Below are 16,652 nucleotides of genomic sequence, written 5' to 3' on the forward strand. Positions count from 1 at the left end.
CTTATATACAGTATTTGGGGGTGTTCAAATGGTTTCCGTTCTGGGTCCGATTGCGTCTGGGGGCGAACCGCTCCCGCTGTATTCGTTTCGTGTGCCGGCCGGGTTTCCGTCGCCGGCCGCGGATCATATGGAGCAACAGATCTCACTGGACGAGCTGTTCGACATCCGTGCCCCGCACATGTACCTCGTCAGAATAGACGGCGACAGCATGCAGGGCGCCGGCATCTTCGACGGCGACTTGGTGGTGGTCGACCGATCGATAGAGGCCCGCCACGGTCACATCGTGATCGCCGCAGTCAACGCTGAGCCGGTGTGCAAGCGCCTGCAGAAGATCGGCCAGCAGGTTGCGCTGCTGTCGGAGAACAGGCGCTATGCACCGCGCTACATCCTCGAAGGCGATGAGCTGCTGATTTGGGGCGTAGTGACATTCAGTGTGCGCAGCCATGATCCCTGCGCCTGAGCCGGTCTTTGCCCTGGTCGACTGCAACAGTTTCTATGCGAGCTGTGAGCGTGTCTTCCGCCCGGACCTGCTGCGCACTCCCATTGTCGTGCTGAGCAACAACGACGGCTGTGTGATCGCCCGGAGTGCCGACGCCAAGACATTCATCAAGATGGGCGAGCCGTTCTTCCAGATCAAACACAAGCTCCGCCAGCACGGCATCGTGGCCTTTTCGTCCAACTACGCGCTGTACGGCGACATGAGCCAGCGCGTCATGGCCGTGATCGAGGGCATGGTGCCGGCCGTTGAGGTCTACTCCATCGACGAAGCGTTCGCCGACCTGACCGGCATGACCTGCGACCTGGAACAGCTCGGCCGCCAGATCCGTGCCCGGGTACTGCAGCACACCGGCATTCCGGTTGGTGTCGGTATCGCCGGCACGAAGACTTTGGCGAAGCTGGCCAATCATGCAGCCAAGCGTTGGCAGGTCCAGAGCGGCGGGGGGGGGGGCCTGCGCGACAAGGTCAAGCGGGATTGGGTGCTGAAAAAGTGCGACGTGTCTGACGTCTGGGGTATTGGCCGGCGGATGACGGCGCACCTGCAGGGCATGAACATCCGGACGGCGTGGGACCTTTCGCTGGCTGATCCCTGGACACTCCGGAAGAACTTCAGCGTGGTGGTAGAAAAAACTGCGCGAGAGCTGGCCGGCACCGCTTGCCTAGAACTCGATGAGCCGGATCCGCCCAAGCAAGAAATCTGCTGCAGCAGAATGTTTGGCAAGCGCCTTACCGACCTGGCGCCGCTAAAAGAGGCGGTTGCTACCTACGTCATGCGCGCCTCGGGGAAGCTCCCGGCCCAGCAGTCGCCTTGCCGCAAGATGCGCATCAGCATCCGCACGGGCATGTTCAATCCGGATGAGGCGAAGTACGCGAATGGGGTGGTGGTGCAGATGCCGTATCCCACCGACGACGTCCGCTTGATGACCTCGTTCGCCCTACAGGCGGTGGAGCGGGTTTACCAGCCGGGGTTTCGCTATAGCAAGGCAGAGGTTTTGCTGATGGATCTCTGCCAGCGCGGCCAGTTTACGGATGACCTGTTTGCGGCTTCGCAGCCTGTGCAAGCCGAGCGGGTGATGCAGGTGCTGGATCGGATCAATGGTCGATGGGGCAGAGGGACGCTTCGGCCGGCTGGCGTCCCTGCTGCTCCAGATTGGGGGATGCGGCGAGAAATAATGAGTCAGTCTTATACAACAAGAGTCAGCGACTTGTGGAGGGTGAGCGCAAGTTAAGATGATTTCCCCCTTCGCTCTGGGTAGTGGCGCAATGATGTCGAAGCGTGTAATTATGAAAGAAAGGTAGTGTCACGGAGAGATTATGAAGCCTTCTGCATTGGATACCCTGATTGTTGCTAAGTCTATATTGAATGAAGCCAAAAATCTGATTGAGGTTGGAGATAGGCATTTATCTACGGCCGGTATAATTATTCTTCAGGACTTTGTTGAATTGGTGATTCTGGCGCTTCTTGATGAGCTAGATGTTGCCAATCTTGAGTCAAAGTCTTTTGATGAGCTGCTAGGTGAGCTGAAAAAGAAGGAAGTTCCCATAGTTAAGTCGGGTACTATCAAGGCTCTCAATAAGCAGCGGGTTATTTGTAAACATTACGGTCAGTTATGTGAGCCTGTCTCTGTTGTTAATTATCTCAGTGTCGCTTTGCAGTTCGCCGACTCGGCGCTGCAAAAAGTCTATGGAAAGGTGCTTCACGAGATATTTGCAGCTGATGTTCTAAATGAAGGTGTTCTGAAAGTTTTGGTTAGTTCTGCAATAATTTCGGCTGGCGAGGAGAGGTTTCTAGAGTCATTGCAGACTCTTCGTAAAGCGTTCTTTATTGCCTACGAGGGTGAATACTGTGTCTACGGATTTAGGAATAATCTTGGTCGGGGAATAGGTTGGTTATTGCTAGAGCCTCGCGGTCACAAAGCTCCTGAACATACTAGAAAATCAGAGTGGATAGCTAATTTTGTAAAGACTCCATGTGATTATGTTCAAGTGGATGTTGATAGGTTGAAAAATGATTGTCTGGAGTGGGGCGTAAGCGCAGTTGAGGTAGAGAATTTCAGGCGTTTGACCCCCCGGATGGTCGAACTGGAAAATGATGTCTGGCATTGTGATTATGAAATTGAGTATGCAGCTAACGAGTTGAATCAGGAGAATTTTAGTTACTGCGTGGATGTACTGCTAGGGTTTCTGATAGCAAAGCAGAGGTTTGAGGCTAAACAGAAATGGCCGAAGAGAGTGAAAGTTGCGGAGGCCCCTCCCGTGCATATTGGGAAACCTATGTATGTAATGCCGCTTCAGACTTCTGACGTCGTTAAGCATGTGCCTGAGGGTTATTACTGTCAGGTGCTTAGATACGTAGGCGGGTTTATACCGGGAGAAAATTATCTCTATGTGAGTATCTGGCCGATGAATGGCCAGATTCGATTAGAAGATTATTATTGGGGATACCTGTTGGTTGATTGAGCGGAGTATGCTGCCGCTAGGCGGCGCGACGTTTCGTGAACGTTGGAGTGGCCGTTACGGGTCATCCATGGCGAAAACTCACCCAGCACAGCTTTGCTGGCAGCATGTCTCAAATGCAACAGCTCAAGGGTGTCGGCTGTGGTGGGAGCTTTTCACCCTAGGAAAGGGGCGAAAATCAGTTCCGCAACTGACTAGCAACCCATTGGTTTTATTGGCTTTCAGCCTCGCTCAAAGTGCGTCGATGCGGAACCGATGCATTTGTAAGTTGTTGAAATAAAAAGGAATACTCTCCGGATTGCAAATCCGTCTACGCCGGTTCGATTCCGACCTCGGCCTCCATATTTGAAAGCCCCGCAGATTAACGTCTGCGGGGTTTTTTCTTGTGCGTGAGAAAGTGCGAGAGTTCCGAAACTTTGGGGGTGGAGTTCCGAAACCTCCCTACTTGGAAGGCTTCGCGATGGCCCCGATTCGACGGTATACCCTTTCGGTGATGCCTTCCTTTGAGTGTCCAAGCAGCACGCTTGCGTCGCCTAGGTCGATATGGACAATGAGTACAACAGGACGATAGTTAATGAAAGCGGTGCCAAGAATTTCGTTTGTATTTCAACGCGGCGTTATTTGTTTGTTGATGAGTGTGATGCTTTCCGGTTGTGAGCGAACTTTTATGTCGACTCTTGAAATCAGAAACGACCTGCGCTCGCCGGTTGTTTACTGTTATGACCTAGATGCCACGACGTGCGACCAATCCATTAAAGCAGGGCAGGTCGTGCGCGAGGCATACATGGGGCGTACGAGGGATGAGGACAACGTCGAGATATTCGAGGCATTTGATCGACAATACTTGAAAATATGCGGAAGGAAGGTGGGTTTCGGCACTGTCAGGTCAATATCGCCTGTCATTGAGCACGGCGACAGGCGTTTCGAGATTGTCATCGACAAGACGGTTGAAGAAGCGCTTTGTCAGTAGCTAGAACACCGACTGTGTACTTTCAGGAGTCAGCCATGTCGATGCATTGAGTCCGATCCATAAACCCCACCTACCACAAGATGGGAAAGCAGGTTATCCGAGTGCGATCCACGAAACCTACATTCCAAGCCAATAGCTGACGACTAATGCTGTGCCCCCGATTCCCCTATTTCCCTTTCAAAAACTCTTCACAAGCGTTGCCAAGCTCGTCTGAGCTTAAGGAGTTTGCGATCGATTTTATCTCGGCTAGCACGCGAGCGTAGGGTTCCGAAGCCCGCAACTTTTTGAGGAGATCTGCATCCTCGTTTTTTAGGAAGTTGGCGGTCACCGCAGAGTATCGCTCCCGCATACTAGGATTCACCGAAGAGCACTTGGCCTCGAAAAAATCAAATGGTGCAACAAAGAAAGCCGATGTTTCGTTAATGCACCCATCACCTGCACATGGTGAAGTTGCACTGGCTACTGTGGCCCAAAGCATCAATAAGCAGACCAAGGTTTTCAAAGTGTATTGCATCGGTTGATCCTGGTTGGGCTTGAAGAGGCACAACTTCACACCTGCCGCTTGAACTCAACGTGGTGAATATTGAGTTGAGATCATCGTTGTCGCCATCTTAAGAGAGCTAATGTTCTCTATCCTGAGGTTTGTAGCGCCAAAATTTTAAGATACATGGCTTGATGGCATATGGCTAGTGCGTCCCACGCCGACAGCCACACCAATTGGCAGGTGGCGGCTGCATGAGGGCGGCCCGCTATAGAATGTGGCCTGTAGCCCTGTCGTGGTTGTTTTGGAATCGATTTCGCCATGCAGGCCGCATTGGTTGGGTGTTTATCCTACGGGCTTGAAACTGTTGAAGGAGCACGGCGGGTACCTAGGCTCTGTATGAAAAGCCTTGATACTCGGTGATGCTGCGTTGAAAACAGCCTCGGAATGCTCATTTACAACCCGTAAACTCCGCTTCCTCGGCTGTTTTCGCTTTGCCTGACCTTCGTCTCAAGGCTTTTCATACAGACCCTAGTGGAGGCTTAAGGTTGTTAGGGGCGGACACCCCTCAAGACTGCATCTGTGCTGGATCACCCATTATTGCGGCGTTACTGCCGCACAAGTGGGGCTTTGCTTGATTGCAGATCTGGACGGATACATTTCTATTGCGTTGATGGAGTACAACGGAGCAAATCATGGAAAAAACAATCAGGCTTGCCGGTGTGTCCGATATCAAGGCCATTTTTGATATTCGGACAAGTGTTCAGGAAAACCACCTATCCCATGATCAGTTAGCTGAAATGGGTATTACTCCCGAAGCTATCCAGCAGGCAATTTTAGAGGCCCCGTGCGCGTGGGTCGCTGAGGTCGATGGTGTCCCGGTAGGTTTTTCCATGGGTGATATTGAGGATGGCTGCGTGTTTGCCGCTTTCGTCCTTCCTGAGTTCGAGGGGCATGGATTGGGTCGCAGTTTGATGGATAGGGCAGAGGCTTTCCTATTTCAACAGCACGAGACAATATGGCTGGAAACTGCTGAAGCAAGCCGTGCGAGTGGGTTCTATCGAAAGCTGGGCTGGCAGCCGGTGGAGAACTTACCTGAAGGTGATATTCGCTTCGAAAAGTGCCTGAGCAATCACTAAATAATGTGCCGGCAAGAAGCTGGCGCTTCAGGGCGCTCCGGCCAACATATAAGGTAGGCGCGTCGAGAAAAGAGTGTTCGTCCGAACCAGTGAATACGAGGCCGTACATAAGGTGATTTGTGAACTCGCCTCCCGCTCGATTCTTTCCCGATCCTCCAGGCATCGGTTAAGCTGCGCCACTTGGCTGGGCTGGCCAGCCATATCCTCAGATCGGAATTTATGGACAGAACTGCAACTCAAGCACGGAACGCTTCCCGGCTGGCGCTGGTTATTGTCGCGGCTGCCTACTGCCTTCTTCTCACTGCAAAAATCGGTTATTGGTTGGTCGCCGAAGGATGGGGCTTGGCCAGGACTGGCGATATTGCGTTGATGCTGCTGATCCCTCCGGCGCTGACCAGCATTCTGCTGGCCGCAGGCGGTTTGCTGCTATGGGCGCGGAGCGCGAAATCGTCGTGGTGTTTGCTGGGCGCGTTGCTGTTGGGGCTGACGCTGGCACCGATCATGGCGCCGGAGGTTTTCCGGGTATCAGCCAGCATGTATGTGAAAGTTATCTGGTATGTGCTGCCGGCAATCATCCATGCGGGCCTGTTGATTAGTGTGTGGATCTATAGTCTGCGGCTGCGCCGAACTGGCTACTTTAAGTAAGCTGAAACATTAAAGCCCAGCCTTTGCTGGGCTCTTGGTTGATAGCGCAGTGAGTCGGTGTTCTCAGCACGGTCTTGACATGAGTTGGCCGAAAACTTTTACAATACGGCGCTTATCCCCTTCAATTCGATGGATCGAACATGGCGTTTTACTCCTCATCCCCCTCTGTTACCCGTCAATTACAAGCAATCTCACTGGCTGTATTGGTCGGGAGCCTGAGCGGTTGCATCACCACCCAGGCACAGCCAGATGGTTCTACCAAGGTCAATCTTTCATTGGCTGACGCGTTGGGCCTGCCGAAAACACAAACTGCGTCGCAACCAACGACCGTTGCGACGAACAGCGCTCCCTCGCAGGTGAAGCCTGCCGGGCTGCCAAACGTGCGCGCCCTGGAAACAACCAAGCTCGCCGGTCTGTTCACCAAGTACCCTTACGACGGAACCACCTCGGCTCCTTTTCCGCGTGTTGCCGTCACGGTGACAGATTGGAGCCGTAGCGACTGCTGGGTTGCGAAAGCGACTATTTGGTGGAGCGCCAAGAAATCGGAACCCGTCGCGCCGTTCTCCGTATGTTGGGGCCAATCTCTTGGCTTTGCGGTCAACAACGCCGCTGGACTGCATATGTTCATTGGCCAAAGCGCTATGAATACGTCTGGCAATGTCCGCACAGACGGCCCCAAGCCGCCAATGATGGCTGTTCCAAGCAATCAGCAGTTGGGTGAAAGCAAGATGCAGCAGGACTTCCCTGGGTTCATCTCCCAACTGGTCGTCTCTACTGGCTGGGAAGCAGGCGGAGACACCAACATGTGGTTGGTTGGGTATAAGAAACAGTAAGCACGGATAGCACCGCTAGTTTCTTGTCAGATCGTCTTTGAATACCGCAAGTACCTAACAAGCCCAGCACTATGCTGGGCTTTTTGCGTATAAGGGCGATCAATTTACATAGATGAGCCTGGATTAATCCTGAAACCGCTTTTCCATAACGATGGTGCGCTCAGCCCCATGAAACGCATCGCGGATTTTCTGATAACCCAACGTGGCATAAAACCTTTCGGCTGTAATCGAGGAGGGCACTCGCAGCGCTTTAACGCCGGCGCGGGCAGCGGTTGCATGAATGACATCCATTAAATGCCGACCAATACCGCCTTTCTGATGCACAGGGTCAACGAAAACACTCCTCACGACGTCACCGTCGAGACTAGCAGTGCCGATAATAGCTTCGCCCAGCACGGCTACGAAAACCCTGCGCTTAAGGAGTTGTGCGGTGATGACGTCAGGAGCAAAGCTCTGCTCAACCTGAGCAATAACGTCAGGTGGGTAGTCCTGTGAATTTGACTCACGCAGGGCAGCAAGAACTACATGGCTAATTGCGGCTGCATCTTGGCTCGTGGCGGGACGAACGTGACATTCCATGCTGAGACCTCAATCCTGAAGGATCACCGCTTTTTCGCTGCTTCTATCGGTTGGAAAATTATTGCCATGCCCGGCGAGCCAGCCTTACTTGGTGCTTACCTGTCCCCGCGCATACATATAAATCGTCCCATGATCCGGGATCTTGCACGTGATCACACCCGGTGCGCCCGGCATTTTTTTATCGTTCAGCGTAATGACGTTGGCGAGGTGGAAATATTGTTTGCCTTCAAGGTGCTTGGCGGATGCGGCGGAGAATACCAAGCGGCTCAGTACGGCGGTAAACGCTTCGTAGCACTGGTCTTCCTCGCTCAGTTTCATCTCGGCCAGTTTGCGATCACCCACGGACGCCATTTCGACGATCACCGGTTCGTCGGCCGTTGACTTGGGGTCAGCTTCGACGCTGTCCATTGCGTAGCTGATTTTCAGTTTGCGCGGCTCGATGTGATAGCGCTGGAACTGAGGATCCTTCAACGCATACGCCAAGCCTTTTTCCGGGTCCAGATACAGCGTTACGTCGTAATCGTTCTGGACGCGCTTGCCGATCAGATCCGATGCCGCTTGGGCGCTTTGCAGACTGGCGCTCAACATGACTGCAGTCAGCGAGCTGGTGATAAGGGCGAATTTCATTGTTTGTGTTCCGATCCGTGGTGGCGAGTATTTACGCAACTGGCGTACTTGTTTGAGCGTCTTTCGCAAGTGCGATGGCCGCGTTAATGGCGGCCCGTGCCTGCGGGCTGTTCTTCCAGCAGGTCGAACCTACTGCTGCCGATGCTTGCGCGAGGATGTCATTTGTATTCGCTTCGCTGAGCACTGCCAATGAGTCGATGCCCATCTGTTCGAGCCGCGCGATAACGGCTGGCCCCACGCCCTTCAAGGCCAGCAAGGCACTGTGTTCCGTCGGTGAAAATGGCATCCGTCAACTCCTGTTATGGGCCAATCAAATCGCCGGAGTTTGCCTTACGCAACAGCTCATCTCAATACCAGCCACTCCTGGCTGGCGTGATCCGTTGAAAACAGCTATTGCTGAATCTCCAGCCTGCCACCGATTCAGGAGTTTTCATGAAGCAATTACTGTTAGGTGCTGTATTGGCGAGCGTCGCCGGGTTCGCCAATGCCGGGATTCCATTGGTTAATGCCACCTGCCCGGGTAACCTCGAAGTGCACGCGGATGAAGGCGGCCCCATTTATATCAACGGTAAAGAAGCCACGCTGAAGAAGTTCAGTGATACCTACTTCGAGGCAAAAGGAAGTGGGGTGACCATCTCGCTGTCGATCCGGCCAGACGGCTCGCCTGATGTGTCCTACACCGGTAAAGGCGGCGCACACGGTGTCTGCGAGTTGGCCGAGGAGGATTGATGCCTCCAATAAAAAGAAAGAAGGAGCTTTCCCCAATGATTGCGAAGCTGTTGGTCACCATTGGCGTGGTCTTTTATGCCGTGCTCGTGCCTATTCTGGAAATCAATGACACCCACGTTTTCAATCAGGCCTGGGCGCCGCATGCGCGATTGCACGAGACCTGGCAGTTGTTCACCAACACGGCAATCGGCGTGTACAGCGTCTGGCTCGTTTGGGTCAGGGATGACCTCAAGCTGGCGAGTCTTCTGACGCTGTTCGTAACGGGCGGGTTCTTGATGGCCTATTGGCTCAGGGACGGTTACGGGGGCTCGATGGTACTTACCGACGGTTCGGAAAATATGATCCTGGGCATCAACCTCGGGCTCTTTGCGTATACGCTGGCGATTCTGCTGGCGGGCATTGCTGTTGCAATGGATCGAAGGAACCGCGACGCCCAGGCAGACGCTTGACTCGTTTGATCAGGGCGAATGACGACAATGGACTGAGGAACCTTTCATGGCTGAAGAAGACGCGCAGTACTCCAAAGAAATATATGAAGCCCTCCTGCAGAATCCGATGTCGGTTCTTCAACAGGTCAGTATCGTAATCAATAGCCTGGATCCCCTCAGCACTCCAATGGTCCGCACACTGGCGTTTGCTGCCAAGGGCATAACCATCGTCATCGACAAGTCGCCGATAACTGCCAGCAGCATCCTGAAGCGCGAAGTCGACGCGGCAATCGAGCGGCCGATGGTCGTCTCGCCAATGCGCGGTCACGGATTACCAGTCGGGAGCGGCGTTGGCGGTCGTCACCAGGCTGCCGAAGTGTTCGACGCGACGGTGGGAGAGGAACAACTCTGGGTCACCGAGTTGCAGACGGGATGTACCACCCTGATGCTGGACTGGGGCAGCAGCCGTTATTCGCTGGTCCATCTTCAGCCAAGCGAGGATGAGCAGTTCAATCGCGCGAGCAAGGCGATCATGTGGGTGGGCAACAAGACGACGTATGCCTACAAGAACACTTGGCTCAAACAGGAAATGACCACGGTCGTGAACAACACAACGACGACCAAGAGCACGCCGCAGCGATACATCATGGTGCAGTCGATGTTTGAGTCCTCGCGTAAACATTCGACGCAAGTGATCGGTATTCGCCGGAGAACCGAGTTCGATTTCTACCGGCAGCGGCGGGTGGGCAGCAAAAACGTGGTGGAGAAGCTGACCTGGAGTACATGGCGCTCGTACCTGCCTTATTTCTCTTACTGAACGTTATTCCCCTCGCTTGATGGACGGCCTGTAGAATCGCGAGACATTTTTGATGGGCATTCGGGAGTCAGTGTGAGAGGTCTGGAAAAGTTCGCATCAATGCGGTTCGTCCTCACAATCGCGTTCATTGCCTTGGGTGCCTCGCTTCATGGGGCGGGCAAGGTCGGTTTCTGGGGGATGTTCACCATCATGATGTTGCCGAATATCGCCTTTGCACTGCTCCGGTTCAGAAAGTCCCCGGCGAGCACATCGAGAGATCTACAGGAGTAATCGATATGGCCAGCAACACCCGAAACCCGTTCAACTTTGCCGGCGTACCGCTGATTGCAATCGGCGCCGCATTCGCGGCCGTTGGTGCGTCAGGCCAACCGGCATTTGGTTATACCGCTGTGGGGCTGCTGATTCCTGGCGCGGTCTTGCTGATTGTGGGCGCATGGCGAAATCGCAGGCAGTCGAAGCCGGCGAGCAACGGATAGCCATGCAATTCATCAATATCCTGCACGCAGACGCCATCGTTCAGCGGCAGGTCCGGGCGTTGCGTAATCATCGTGATGTCCGGCGTTTCATGTACAGCGCTCATGAGATCTCTGAAGAAGAGCATCTGAACTGGTTGAGCAGCCTGCTGGGGAGCACTCGGCAAACCGTATTTGTGGTGATGCGTGATGAGGCGCTGGCGGGGGTTGTTTCGCTTAATGCGATCAATACCGCTCACCGCACGGCGGATTGGGCGTTTTATCTCGATCCTGAGTTGCAGGGCAAAGGGCTGGGAAGTGCTGTCGAGTTCTGGATGCTGGACCATGCGTTCAATGTTGCCGGTCTGGAGAAACTCAATTGCGAGGTGCTGGAAAGCAATGCCGCGGTTGTGAAGATGCACCAGAAGTTTGGGTTTTCGGTTGAAGGTGTTCGGCGGCAGAACATCGAGAAAGATGGCGAGCGTATTGGTGTGGTGTTGTTGGGGATTACCAGGGATGAGTGGCGGGTAAAGCGTCCGGCGATGTTGAGCCTTATCGAGCGGGTATCCAGGTTATAAGCCTTGTCTCGTTCAGCAAACAGCTGGCAGGTAGTCGCTGTGTGGGGGCCCATCGCGAGCAAGCTCGCTCCTACAGTGTAGGAGCGAGCTTGCTCGCGATGGGCTGCGATTATCCGGCAGCCTGCTTTTTCGCAATGTCCGTCAATAACGCCTCAGACAACGCCTGGCAGATTTCCAGTGACTGGTAAGTGCTCCACGCGAGGTCTGCCAGCGGCCGGGAAAGCATCTCGCAGAGTTGCGCGTTGGTTTCGAATGCCGCCGTGAGCGCCGCTGAAAGGTGGGCCAGCGCGTCCTGGATATCGGGGTCCGCACGCACGGCAAACAGCGGGGCATGCGCGCCGTTGCATGAGCTGAAGTGAGTGTGGAAGGGCGTAGGAACAGGTGGGTCTGGAACGATCTTCTTCATTGTGAGGCTCCTCTGGGCTATGGAGCCGCCACATACGTGACCAAACGATAGGTGGCGACTGTACGCAGGTTGGTCAACCGGGCCCGAGGAAACCGGCGCACCCGAAGGCGCCCCGCGCACAGCCGCCATGAAACTAAATGACAGCCACAAAAAAGCGCCCGCTCAAACGGATGGGGCGCTAGTGCGCATCGGACTCAGGTGACCAAACCTGATCGCTGAATGGGCAGCGACCGCCGCAGACTAGGCACCGATTCCCATGAGCGCAACCGCTGAGAAGGCGCGAAAGTATGATTGGGAAACGGCCTACACGAAAGTCGGACGTGGACTAATTTTCGTTGCGTTATGCAACACTTGGCAGTCCGAAACTTCCCATCACACGCAAACAGGCATCACGGTTCGCCGTGACCAAGCTTTTCATTACGCAACAGTGGCATTGCTCGCCAAGGTCAGGTATTTAACCTGCGCTGGCATGTGGCCGGCTAATGGAGAGTCAAGATGACCAAAAGCAGGGCAATCATGATCTTTGGGATCGTAAGCAACGTGCTGGCGTTGGCCTTTATTATCGCCAACCTGAAAATCGATAAAGAATGCAGCACGGTCGATCAGAGCTGTGAAACGGTCCGCTACTCGCTGATGGGCGCAACGCTCTGGCAAGCGCCAGGCAAGTAAGGCGGGCGAGCAATGCGGTCGAGAAATGCTGCATTAACCTGCCCCAACGCATCTCCTTTCTTTATCGCTCAGCGCTGACGAGTACCCCATGATCGATATCCATAATGTGACCGCCTACCAGCAGCAGACCCGTGTGCTGGACGGTTTTTCCCTGCACATCGGTGCCGGTGAGAAGGTCGCCATCCTCGGCCCCAACGGGGCCGGCAAGAGCACCCTGCTCAAGCTGATCACCCGCGAGCTGTACCCGGTGGAACGCGAAGGCAGCCACTTGAGGCTGTTCGGTAGCGACACGGTGAACCTGTGGGCGCTGCGCAGCCGCCTCGGTTTTGTGTCCCAGGATTTGCAGGAAGACTACACGCCGTCCACCCAGGCGCTGGATGTGGTGGTCTCGGGGTTCTTCGGCGCCATCGGCGCCCACGGGCACCTGCAGCCGAGTGCCGAGCAGATCGAGCAGGCGCGGGCGTTGCTCGCGGTGGTGGAGATGTCAGGGCATGAGCAGACCATGTTCCAGCGCCTGTCCACCGGGCAGAAGCGCCGCCTGCTGCTGGCCCGGGCGCTGGTGCATCAGCCCGCTGCGCTGATCCTCGACGAGCCGGCCAATGGCCTGGATATGGGCGCGAGCCTGGGCATGCTCAAGCTGATGCGCAATTTCTGCGGTGCGGACCACGCGATGATCATCACCACCCACCATATCGACGAGATCATCCCGGAGATCGAGCGGGTGGTGCTACTTCAACAGGGCCGCATCGTCGCCGATGGCCCCAAGGCCGAGGTGCTGACCAGCGCCGCGCTGTCCGACCTGTACCAGACCGAACTGCGCATCAGCGAAGAAGACGGTTGGTATCGTTGCTGGCACGCGTGAGGCGTTTCGCGCCGAACCGTCGCGATAACCCACCCACCTCGATTCAAGCGCGCATCCCATGAGCCCGATTGGCGCTGGACTTCTTGCTGACAATGCACGTCCAGCGGTGATCTTCGCGGTAGGGCGCGCGGGTGAAGTCGATGTCGCAGATTCGGTTCATCCCGCATTTCTTCAGGGCTTCGGTCAGTTGTACGAGTGTCTCTGCTTCGATAGTCATCGCTGTTACCTCGTCAGATTGACTGCGTTCATAGGTCTGGACCGAGGCCCGTCTCGGCGAATTCAATCTTTTTCAGATTTATCCGGGGAACGGGGCCGCGCAGCGACCTCGGCGGCGGTCTGCTGTTTCTGGTAGTCGAGGTATTCGCGGTTCATGACGTAGGCCTTGATCTTCTCGACGTCGTCGGCGCTGAGGCTGTCGCCGAAGGCCGGCATGCCGAGCGGACGCAGGACGCCTTCGCGGACGATCTGCTGGAACATGGCGCGGCGGCTTTCGTCGGTCTTGCGCAGGTCAGGGATCAGGCCGCCGCTCTGGGCGCCAACGCCGTGGCACACCGAGCAGTAGGCGCCATAGAGTTGTTTGCCGGTGGTCAGGTCGGCGGCGCTGGCGTGGACCGCCTCGGGAATGCGGGCGGCTGCGACGGCGGGTTTCTCCGCCAGCGCCGGCAGCGAGGCCTTGCCGCCCAGTTTGAATACCAGCAGACGGCTGATGTTGCCGACCCCCGGCGCCTTCGCCGCGTCACCGCCGATCAGCGGGGCGACGCCGCCCCAGCCGGCCATGATCGCCACGTACTGCTCGCCCTGGAAGCTGTAGGTGATGGGCGCGGCGACCAGGCCGGTCTGGGCGCCGAACGACCACAGTGGCTGGCCCTTGTCTGCCGAGTAGGCGATCAGGTTGCCGGCCGCAGTGCCCTGGAATACCAGGTTGCCGGCGGTGGTCAGGGTGCCGCCGTTCCAGTAGTGCGGGTAGGGCACGCGCCAGACTTCCTTCTGTTTGACCGGGTCCCAGGCGAGCAGGGCGCCGGACACCACCTCACGCGGCACTTCCTCGCCGTCGGAGAAGCCGGCACCGGTGTTGAAGGCCTTGCGTCTGACAAAGTCCTTCGACTCGTTGCGGTACACACCGGGAATCTCCTGATAGGGGATATAGACCAGTCCGGTGTCCGGGTTATAGGACATGGAGTGCCAGTTGTGCGCGCCGAAGGGGCTTGGCCACATCACGATGGGTTTGTCTTCGTAGCGCACGCCGGGGGCTTCGACGGGGCGGCCGGTTTTCAGGTCGATCTTCTCGGCCCAGGTGACCTTGCCGAATTTTTCTGCAGAGAGCAGCTCGCCGGTCTTGCGGTCGAGGATGTAGAAGAAACCGTTCTTCGGCGCCTGCATGATCACCTGGCGCGGCTTGCCGTCGAGTTCCAGGGTCGCCAGGCTCAGTTGCTGGGTGGCGGTGAAGTCCCAGCTATCGCCGGGGGTGACCTGGTAGTGCCAGGCCAGTTTGCCGGTGTCCGGGTGCACGGCGAGGATGGACGACAAGTACAGGTTGTCGCCGCCGCCGGGGCTGCGGATTTCGCGGTTCCACGGTGAGCCGTTGCCGGTGCCGACGTAAAGCAGGTCCAGCTCCGGGTCGTAGGCCATGCCGTCCCACACCGTGCCGCCACCGCCGCCTTTCCAGTATTGATCGCCTTTCCAGGTCTTGGCCGCGTCGATCAGTTCGGGGTGCTCGTAGGGCTGGTTGGGGTCGCCCGGCACGGTGTAGAAGCGCCAGGCCATTTTGCCGGTCTCGGCGTCATAGGCCGAGAAGTAGCCGCGCACGCCATATTCGGCGCCGCCGTTGCCGATGATGACCTTGCCCTTCACCACGCGCGGGGCGCCGGTGATGGTGTACGGCTTGCTGTTGTCGGTGGTCTGCTGGCTCCAGAGTTGTTTGCCGGTCTTGGCGTCGACGGCGATCAGGCGGCCGTCGAGGGTGCCGATGTAGACTTTGCCGTTCCACAGGGCGACGCCGCGGTTGACCGCGTCGCAGCAGGCATCGCGGGCCTTACCGCGGTCCAGCTCGGGGTCGAAGGTCCAGAGCACTTTGCCGGTGGCGACGTCCACGGCAATGGCGCGGCTCCAGGACAGCGAGGCGTAGAGCACGCCGTCGTGGAACAGCGGGGTGGCTTCGAGGCCGCGATGGTTGTCCAGGTCGATGGACCAGGCCAGGCCGAGGTCTTTGACGTTCTGTTCGGTGATCTGTTTCAGCGGGCTGTAGCGGGTTTCGTCGTAGGTGCGGCCGTGGCTCAGCCACTCGTTGCCGTCGGTCTGGCTGGCGACGATGGCGGCCTGGTTGACGGGCGCCGAGACGGCGATGGGGCCCAGCAGGCACAGCAAGACGGCGGTGGCAAGGCAGGTTCGGCGGTGACGCGAGGACTGCAAACGGTTCATGTAGGCATGACTCCTTGATTATTCGTTCTTGTGCGGAGCAATGGCCGATCCGCGACGGATCGGCGGAATGTCAGAACACCTGCAGCACGCGCAGGTTGATGCGGTTGTGTTCCTTGAAACCGTTTTCCACGGACATGTCCTGCCCGTAGTTGACCAGCAACTGGGTGCCCTTCGTTACGAAGTACGAGGCGCCGACGCTGAATTTGCTGGTGTCCGGCTCGTCGTCCTGACGCACGCCGTCGACCTTGGTTTCGCCGCCCCAGAGCCGGGAAACACCCACGCGCACGTCGAAGGCATCGGTGAAGTTGTAACGCAGGAACGCCTGGCCCTGGAAAAGCTCGGACTGCTTCAGGGTGGCCTTGGCCGGGCCGTATTCGTCGTTCTTGCCGAAGAAGGTCACGTCGGCAACCAGGTCGAGGGTGAGCTTGTCGGTCAGGCCCTGGATGTAGCCGGCCTGCAGGGTGTACTTCCAGCGGTTCTCGCCAAGGTTGAGCGCGTGGTCGTTGTCGTAGCTGCCGGTAGGGACATAGACATAAGGCGTAATACCGAAGTAGCGGCGTTTGGCCGGTTCGTTCACCAGCCAGACGGTGGACGCGAGGATCAGGTCGCCGATGCCGCTGTCGTCGCCCAGCGCCTTGGTGTCGTCCTTGCCTCGCAGGCTGCCGAAGGGCAGGAGAAACTGCGGGTCGACGATGTAGTCGCCAAGCTGCATGAAATGCACGCCCCGCAGGATGCCGACATCCGAATCCAGCCGCGCATTCAGTGGCGCCTTGTGGCCGTCGGTGTACAGCGATTTGCGCTCGGCGTGCTGGTAGTAGACCAGGCCGAGGTTGGTGCCGGCGGGCATGGCGGTGTAATCACCGGCGTCCACATCCGCGGCCAGGGCCGAAGGTACTATTGCCGTCGCAAGGCCAAGCGCGGTAGACACTCCGACAACCCTGGCCAGTTTCCGTGTGTTGAAGAAAGTGGCGAGGCGCGTATCAACGCTCTTCGTCATGACATCACCTTTTATTGTTTTTGTTTAACATCGAGTGGTGTATCCCGGCCGTTACGTGCACTGTGGA

General features: G+C 56.7%; 22 protein-coding genes. 14 read left to right on the plus strand and 8 right to left on the minus strand.

What is annotated here, in order from left to right; all coding sequences use genetic code 11:
• Window positions 1-28 precede the first annotated feature (28 nt).
• The 4 genes from HWV67_RS03615 to HWV67_RS03630 all read left to right on the plus strand — a co-directional run bounded on the left by HWV67_RS03615 (window position 29) and on the right by HWV67_RS03630 (window position 3,925).
• On the plus strand, window positions 29-460 hold the full coding sequence (locus tag HWV67_RS03615; RefSeq protein ID WP_175649963.1) for a LexA family protein: 432 nt from the start codon (window positions 29-31) through the stop codon (window positions 458-460).
• Window positions 444-1,727, plus strand: coding sequence for a Y-family DNA polymerase (locus HWV67_RS03620; protein WP_175649964.1), 1,284 nt, complete (start codon window positions 444-446; stop codon window positions 1,725-1,727). Before HWV67_RS03615 ends, HWV67_RS03620 begins: the two co-directional genes overlap by 17 nt.
• 85 nt (window positions 1,728-1,812) lie before the next feature.
• Entirely contained in the window at window positions 1,813-2,958 is a 1,146-nt protein-coding gene (locus HWV67_RS03625; protein WP_175649965.1) for a hypothetical protein, read from the plus strand.
• Between the two features lie 571 nt (window positions 2,959-3,529).
• Window positions 3,530-3,925, plus strand: coding sequence for a hypothetical protein (locus HWV67_RS03630; protein WP_175649966.1), 396 nt, complete (start codon window positions 3,530-3,532; stop codon window positions 3,923-3,925).
• A gap of 166 nt (window positions 3,926-4,091) precedes the next feature.
• Here HWV67_RS03630 and HWV67_RS03635 read toward each other — a convergent pair whose 3' ends face one another.
• The gene (locus HWV67_RS03635) at window positions 4,092-4,439 is read right to left on the minus strand and encodes a hypothetical protein (RefSeq protein WP_175649967.1); all 348 of its coding nucleotides are present in this window, start codon (window positions 4,437-4,439) and stop codon (window positions 4,092-4,094) included.
• A 662-nt stretch (window positions 4,440-5,101) separates the two neighbouring features.
• Between HWV67_RS03635 and HWV67_RS03640 the strand changes: the two genes are divergently transcribed.
• The 3 genes from HWV67_RS03640 to HWV67_RS03650 all read left to right on the plus strand — a co-directional run bounded on the left by HWV67_RS03640 (window position 5,102) and on the right by HWV67_RS03650 (window position 7,023).
• Window positions 5,102-5,545, plus strand: a complete 444-nt coding sequence (locus HWV67_RS03640) for a GNAT family N-acetyltransferase (RefSeq protein ID WP_175649968.1) — start codon at window positions 5,102-5,104, stop codon at window positions 5,543-5,545.
• Window positions 5,546-5,725: 180 nt separating this feature from the next.
• Entirely contained in the window at window positions 5,726-6,190 is a 465-nt protein-coding gene (locus HWV67_RS03645; RefSeq protein ID WP_175649969.1) for a hypothetical protein, read from the plus strand.
• Between the two features lie 140 nt (window positions 6,191-6,330).
• The gene (locus HWV67_RS03650; protein WP_175649970.1) at window positions 6,331-7,023 is read left to right on the plus strand and encodes a hypothetical protein; all 693 of its coding nucleotides are present in this window, start codon (window positions 6,331-6,333) and stop codon (window positions 7,021-7,023) included.
• 123 nt (window positions 7,024-7,146) lie between these two features.
• On the opposite strand, the gene HWV67_RS03655 is transcribed toward HWV67_RS03650, so the two are convergent.
• The 3 genes from HWV67_RS03655 to HWV67_RS03665 all read right to left on the minus strand — a co-directional run bounded on the left by HWV67_RS03655 (window position 7,147) and on the right by HWV67_RS03665 (window position 8,515).
• Complete coding sequence (locus HWV67_RS03655) at window positions 7,147-7,602, minus strand: GNAT family N-acetyltransferase (protein ID WP_175649971.1); 456 nt, start codon at window positions 7,600-7,602, stop codon at window positions 7,147-7,149.
• A gap of 84 nt (window positions 7,603-7,686) precedes the next feature.
• Window positions 7,687-8,229, minus strand: a complete 543-nt coding sequence (locus HWV67_RS03660; protein ID WP_175649972.1) for a hypothetical protein — start codon at window positions 8,227-8,229, stop codon at window positions 7,687-7,689.
• A 31-nt stretch (window positions 8,230-8,260) separates the two neighbouring features.
• On the minus strand, window positions 8,261-8,515 hold the full coding sequence (locus HWV67_RS03665) for a helix-hairpin-helix domain-containing protein (RefSeq protein WP_175649973.1): 255 nt from the start codon (window positions 8,513-8,515) through the stop codon (window positions 8,261-8,263).
• 146 nt (window positions 8,516-8,661) lie between these two features.
• On the opposite strand from HWV67_RS03665, the gene HWV67_RS03670 reads away from it, so the two are divergent.
• From HWV67_RS03670 to pseH, 5 genes are all read left to right on the plus strand, one after another.
• Window positions 8,662-8,958 (plus strand): hypothetical protein, encoded by a 297-nt coding sequence (locus HWV67_RS03670; protein ID WP_175649974.1) that lies wholly within the window; start codon window positions 8,662-8,664, stop codon window positions 8,956-8,958.
• Window positions 8,959-8,993: 35 nt separating this feature from the next.
• A complete protein-coding gene (locus HWV67_RS03675) occupies window positions 8,994-9,407 on the plus strand; it encodes a hypothetical protein (protein WP_175649975.1) in 414 nt (137 codons plus the stop codon).
• A gap of 46 nt (window positions 9,408-9,453) precedes the next feature.
• A complete protein-coding gene (locus HWV67_RS03680; RefSeq protein WP_175649976.1) occupies window positions 9,454-10,203 on the plus strand; it encodes a hypothetical protein in 750 nt (249 codons plus the stop codon).
• Window positions 10,204-10,478: 275 nt separating this feature from the next.
• Complete coding sequence (locus tag HWV67_RS03685) at window positions 10,479-10,679, plus strand: hypothetical protein (RefSeq protein WP_110970093.1); 201 nt, start codon at window positions 10,479-10,481, stop codon at window positions 10,677-10,679.
• Between the two features lie 2 nt (window positions 10,680-10,681).
• Window positions 10,682-11,233 carry a UDP-4-amino-4,6-dideoxy-N-acetyl-beta-L-altrosamine N-acetyltransferase gene (pseH, locus tag HWV67_RS03690; RefSeq protein WP_175649977.1) on the plus strand — a complete coding sequence of 184 codons (552 nt, stop codon included), beginning with the start codon at window positions 10,682-10,684 and terminating at the stop codon, window positions 11,231-11,233.
• Between the two features lie 109 nt (window positions 11,234-11,342).
• On the opposite strand, the gene HWV67_RS03695 is transcribed toward pseH, so the two are convergent.
• Entirely contained in the window at window positions 11,343-11,639 is a 297-nt protein-coding gene (locus HWV67_RS03695) for a hypothetical protein (protein ID WP_175649978.1), read from the minus strand.
• A gap of 495 nt (window positions 11,640-12,134) precedes the next feature.
• Here HWV67_RS03695 and HWV67_RS03700 point away from each other — a divergent pair, with 495 nt between their 5' ends.
• A complete protein-coding gene (locus HWV67_RS03700; protein WP_157969688.1) occupies window positions 12,135-12,308 on the plus strand; it encodes a hypothetical protein in 174 nt (57 codons plus the stop codon).
• Window positions 12,309-12,396: 88 nt separating this feature from the next.
• Window positions 12,397-13,170 carry an ABC transporter ATP-binding protein gene (locus tag HWV67_RS03705; protein ID WP_175649979.1) on the plus strand — a complete coding sequence of 258 codons (774 nt, stop codon included), beginning with the start codon at window positions 12,397-12,399 and terminating at the stop codon, window positions 13,168-13,170.
• Window positions 13,171-13,213: 43 nt separating this feature from the next.
• Here HWV67_RS03705 and HWV67_RS03710 read toward each other — a convergent pair whose 3' ends face one another.
• From HWV67_RS03710 to HWV67_RS03720, 3 genes are all read right to left on the minus strand, one after another.
• Entirely contained in the window at window positions 13,214-13,387 is a 174-nt protein-coding gene (locus HWV67_RS03710) for a hypothetical protein (RefSeq protein WP_175649980.1), read from the minus strand.
• A 62-nt stretch (window positions 13,388-13,449) separates the two neighbouring features.
• Window positions 13,450-15,588 carry a PQQ-dependent dehydrogenase, methanol/ethanol family gene (locus tag HWV67_RS03715; RefSeq protein ID WP_175649981.1) on the minus strand — a complete coding sequence of 713 codons (2,139 nt, stop codon included), beginning with the start codon at window positions 15,586-15,588 and terminating at the stop codon, window positions 13,450-13,452.
• Window positions 15,589-15,658: 70 nt separating this feature from the next.
• Complete coding sequence (locus HWV67_RS03720; RefSeq protein ID WP_175649982.1) at window positions 15,659-16,585, minus strand: transporter; 927 nt, start codon at window positions 16,583-16,585, stop codon at window positions 15,659-15,661.
• Window positions 16,586-16,652 lie beyond the last annotated feature (67 nt).

The sequence above is a fragment of the Pseudomonas sp. Marseille-P9899 genome, from assembly GCF_903166565.1.
In the GTDB taxonomy this organism is placed as follows: domain Bacteria; phylum Pseudomonadota; class Gammaproteobacteria; order Pseudomonadales; family Pseudomonadaceae; genus Aquipseudomonas; species Aquipseudomonas huaxiensis.

Coding starts and splice junctions, on each gene's coding strand:
- HWV67_RS03620 (WP_175649964.1), top strand. CDS start 444: ATGATCCCTGCGCCTGAGCCGGTCTTTGCCCTGGTCGACTGCAACAGT.
- HWV67_RS03685 (WP_110970093.1), top strand. CDS start 10,479: ATGGCCAGCAACACCCGAAACCCGTTCAACTTTGCCGGCGTACCGCTG.
- HWV67_RS03650 (WP_175649970.1), top strand. CDS start 6,331: ATGGCGTTTTACTCCTCATCCCCCTCTGTTACCCGTCAATTACAAGCA.
- HWV67_RS03625 (WP_175649965.1), top strand. CDS start 1,813: ATGAAGCCTTCTGCATTGGATACCCTGATTGTTGCTAAGTCTATATTG.
- HWV67_RS03700 (WP_157969688.1), top strand. CDS start 12,135: ATGACCAAAAGCAGGGCAATCATGATCTTTGGGATCGTAAGCAACGTG.
- pseH (WP_175649977.1), top strand. CDS start 10,682: ATGCAATTCATCAATATCCTGCACGCAGACGCCATCGTTCAGCGGCAG.
- HWV67_RS03695 (WP_175649978.1), bottom strand. CDS start 11,639: ATGAAGAAGATCGTTCCAGACCCACCTGTTCCTACGCCCTTCCACACT.
- HWV67_RS03705 (WP_175649979.1), top strand. CDS start 12,397: ATGATCGATATCCATAATGTGACCGCCTACCAGCAGCAGACCCGTGTG.
- HWV67_RS03670 (WP_175649974.1), top strand. CDS start 8,662: ATGAAGCAATTACTGTTAGGTGCTGTATTGGCGAGCGTCGCCGGGTTC.
- HWV67_RS03675 (WP_175649975.1), top strand. CDS start 8,994: ATGATTGCGAAGCTGTTGGTCACCATTGGCGTGGTCTTTTATGCCGTG.
- HWV67_RS03660 (WP_175649972.1), bottom strand. CDS start 8,229: ATGAAATTCGCCCTTATCACCAGCTCGCTGACTGCAGTCATGTTGAGC.
- HWV67_RS03665 (WP_175649973.1), bottom strand. CDS start 8,515: ATGCCATTTTCACCGACGGAACACAGTGCCTTGCTGGCCTTGAAGGGC.
- HWV67_RS03655 (WP_175649971.1), bottom strand. CDS start 7,602: ATGGAATGTCACGTTCGTCCCGCCACGAGCCAAGATGCAGCCGCAATT.
- HWV67_RS03710 (WP_175649980.1), bottom strand. CDS start 13,387: ATGACTATCGAAGCAGAGACACTCGTACAACTGACCGAAGCCCTGAAG.
- HWV67_RS03635 (WP_175649967.1), bottom strand. CDS start 4,439: ATGCAATACACTTTGAAAACCTTGGTCTGCTTATTGATGCTTTGGGCC.
- HWV67_RS03640 (WP_175649968.1), top strand. CDS start 5,102: ATGGAAAAAACAATCAGGCTTGCCGGTGTGTCCGATATCAAGGCCATT.
- HWV67_RS03715 (WP_175649981.1), bottom strand. CDS start 15,588: ATGAACCGTTTGCAGTCCTCGCGTCACCGCCGAACCTGCCTTGCCACC.
- HWV67_RS03630 (WP_175649966.1), top strand. CDS start 3,530: ATGAAAGCGGTGCCAAGAATTTCGTTTGTATTTCAACGCGGCGTTATT.
- HWV67_RS03720 (WP_175649982.1), bottom strand. CDS start 16,585: ATGACGAAGAGCGTTGATACGCGCCTCGCCACTTTCTTCAACACACGG.
- HWV67_RS03680 (WP_175649976.1), top strand. CDS start 9,454: ATGGCTGAAGAAGACGCGCAGTACTCCAAAGAAATATATGAAGCCCTC.
- HWV67_RS03615 (WP_175649963.1), top strand. CDS start 29: ATGGTTTCCGTTCTGGGTCCGATTGCGTCTGGGGGCGAACCGCTCCCG.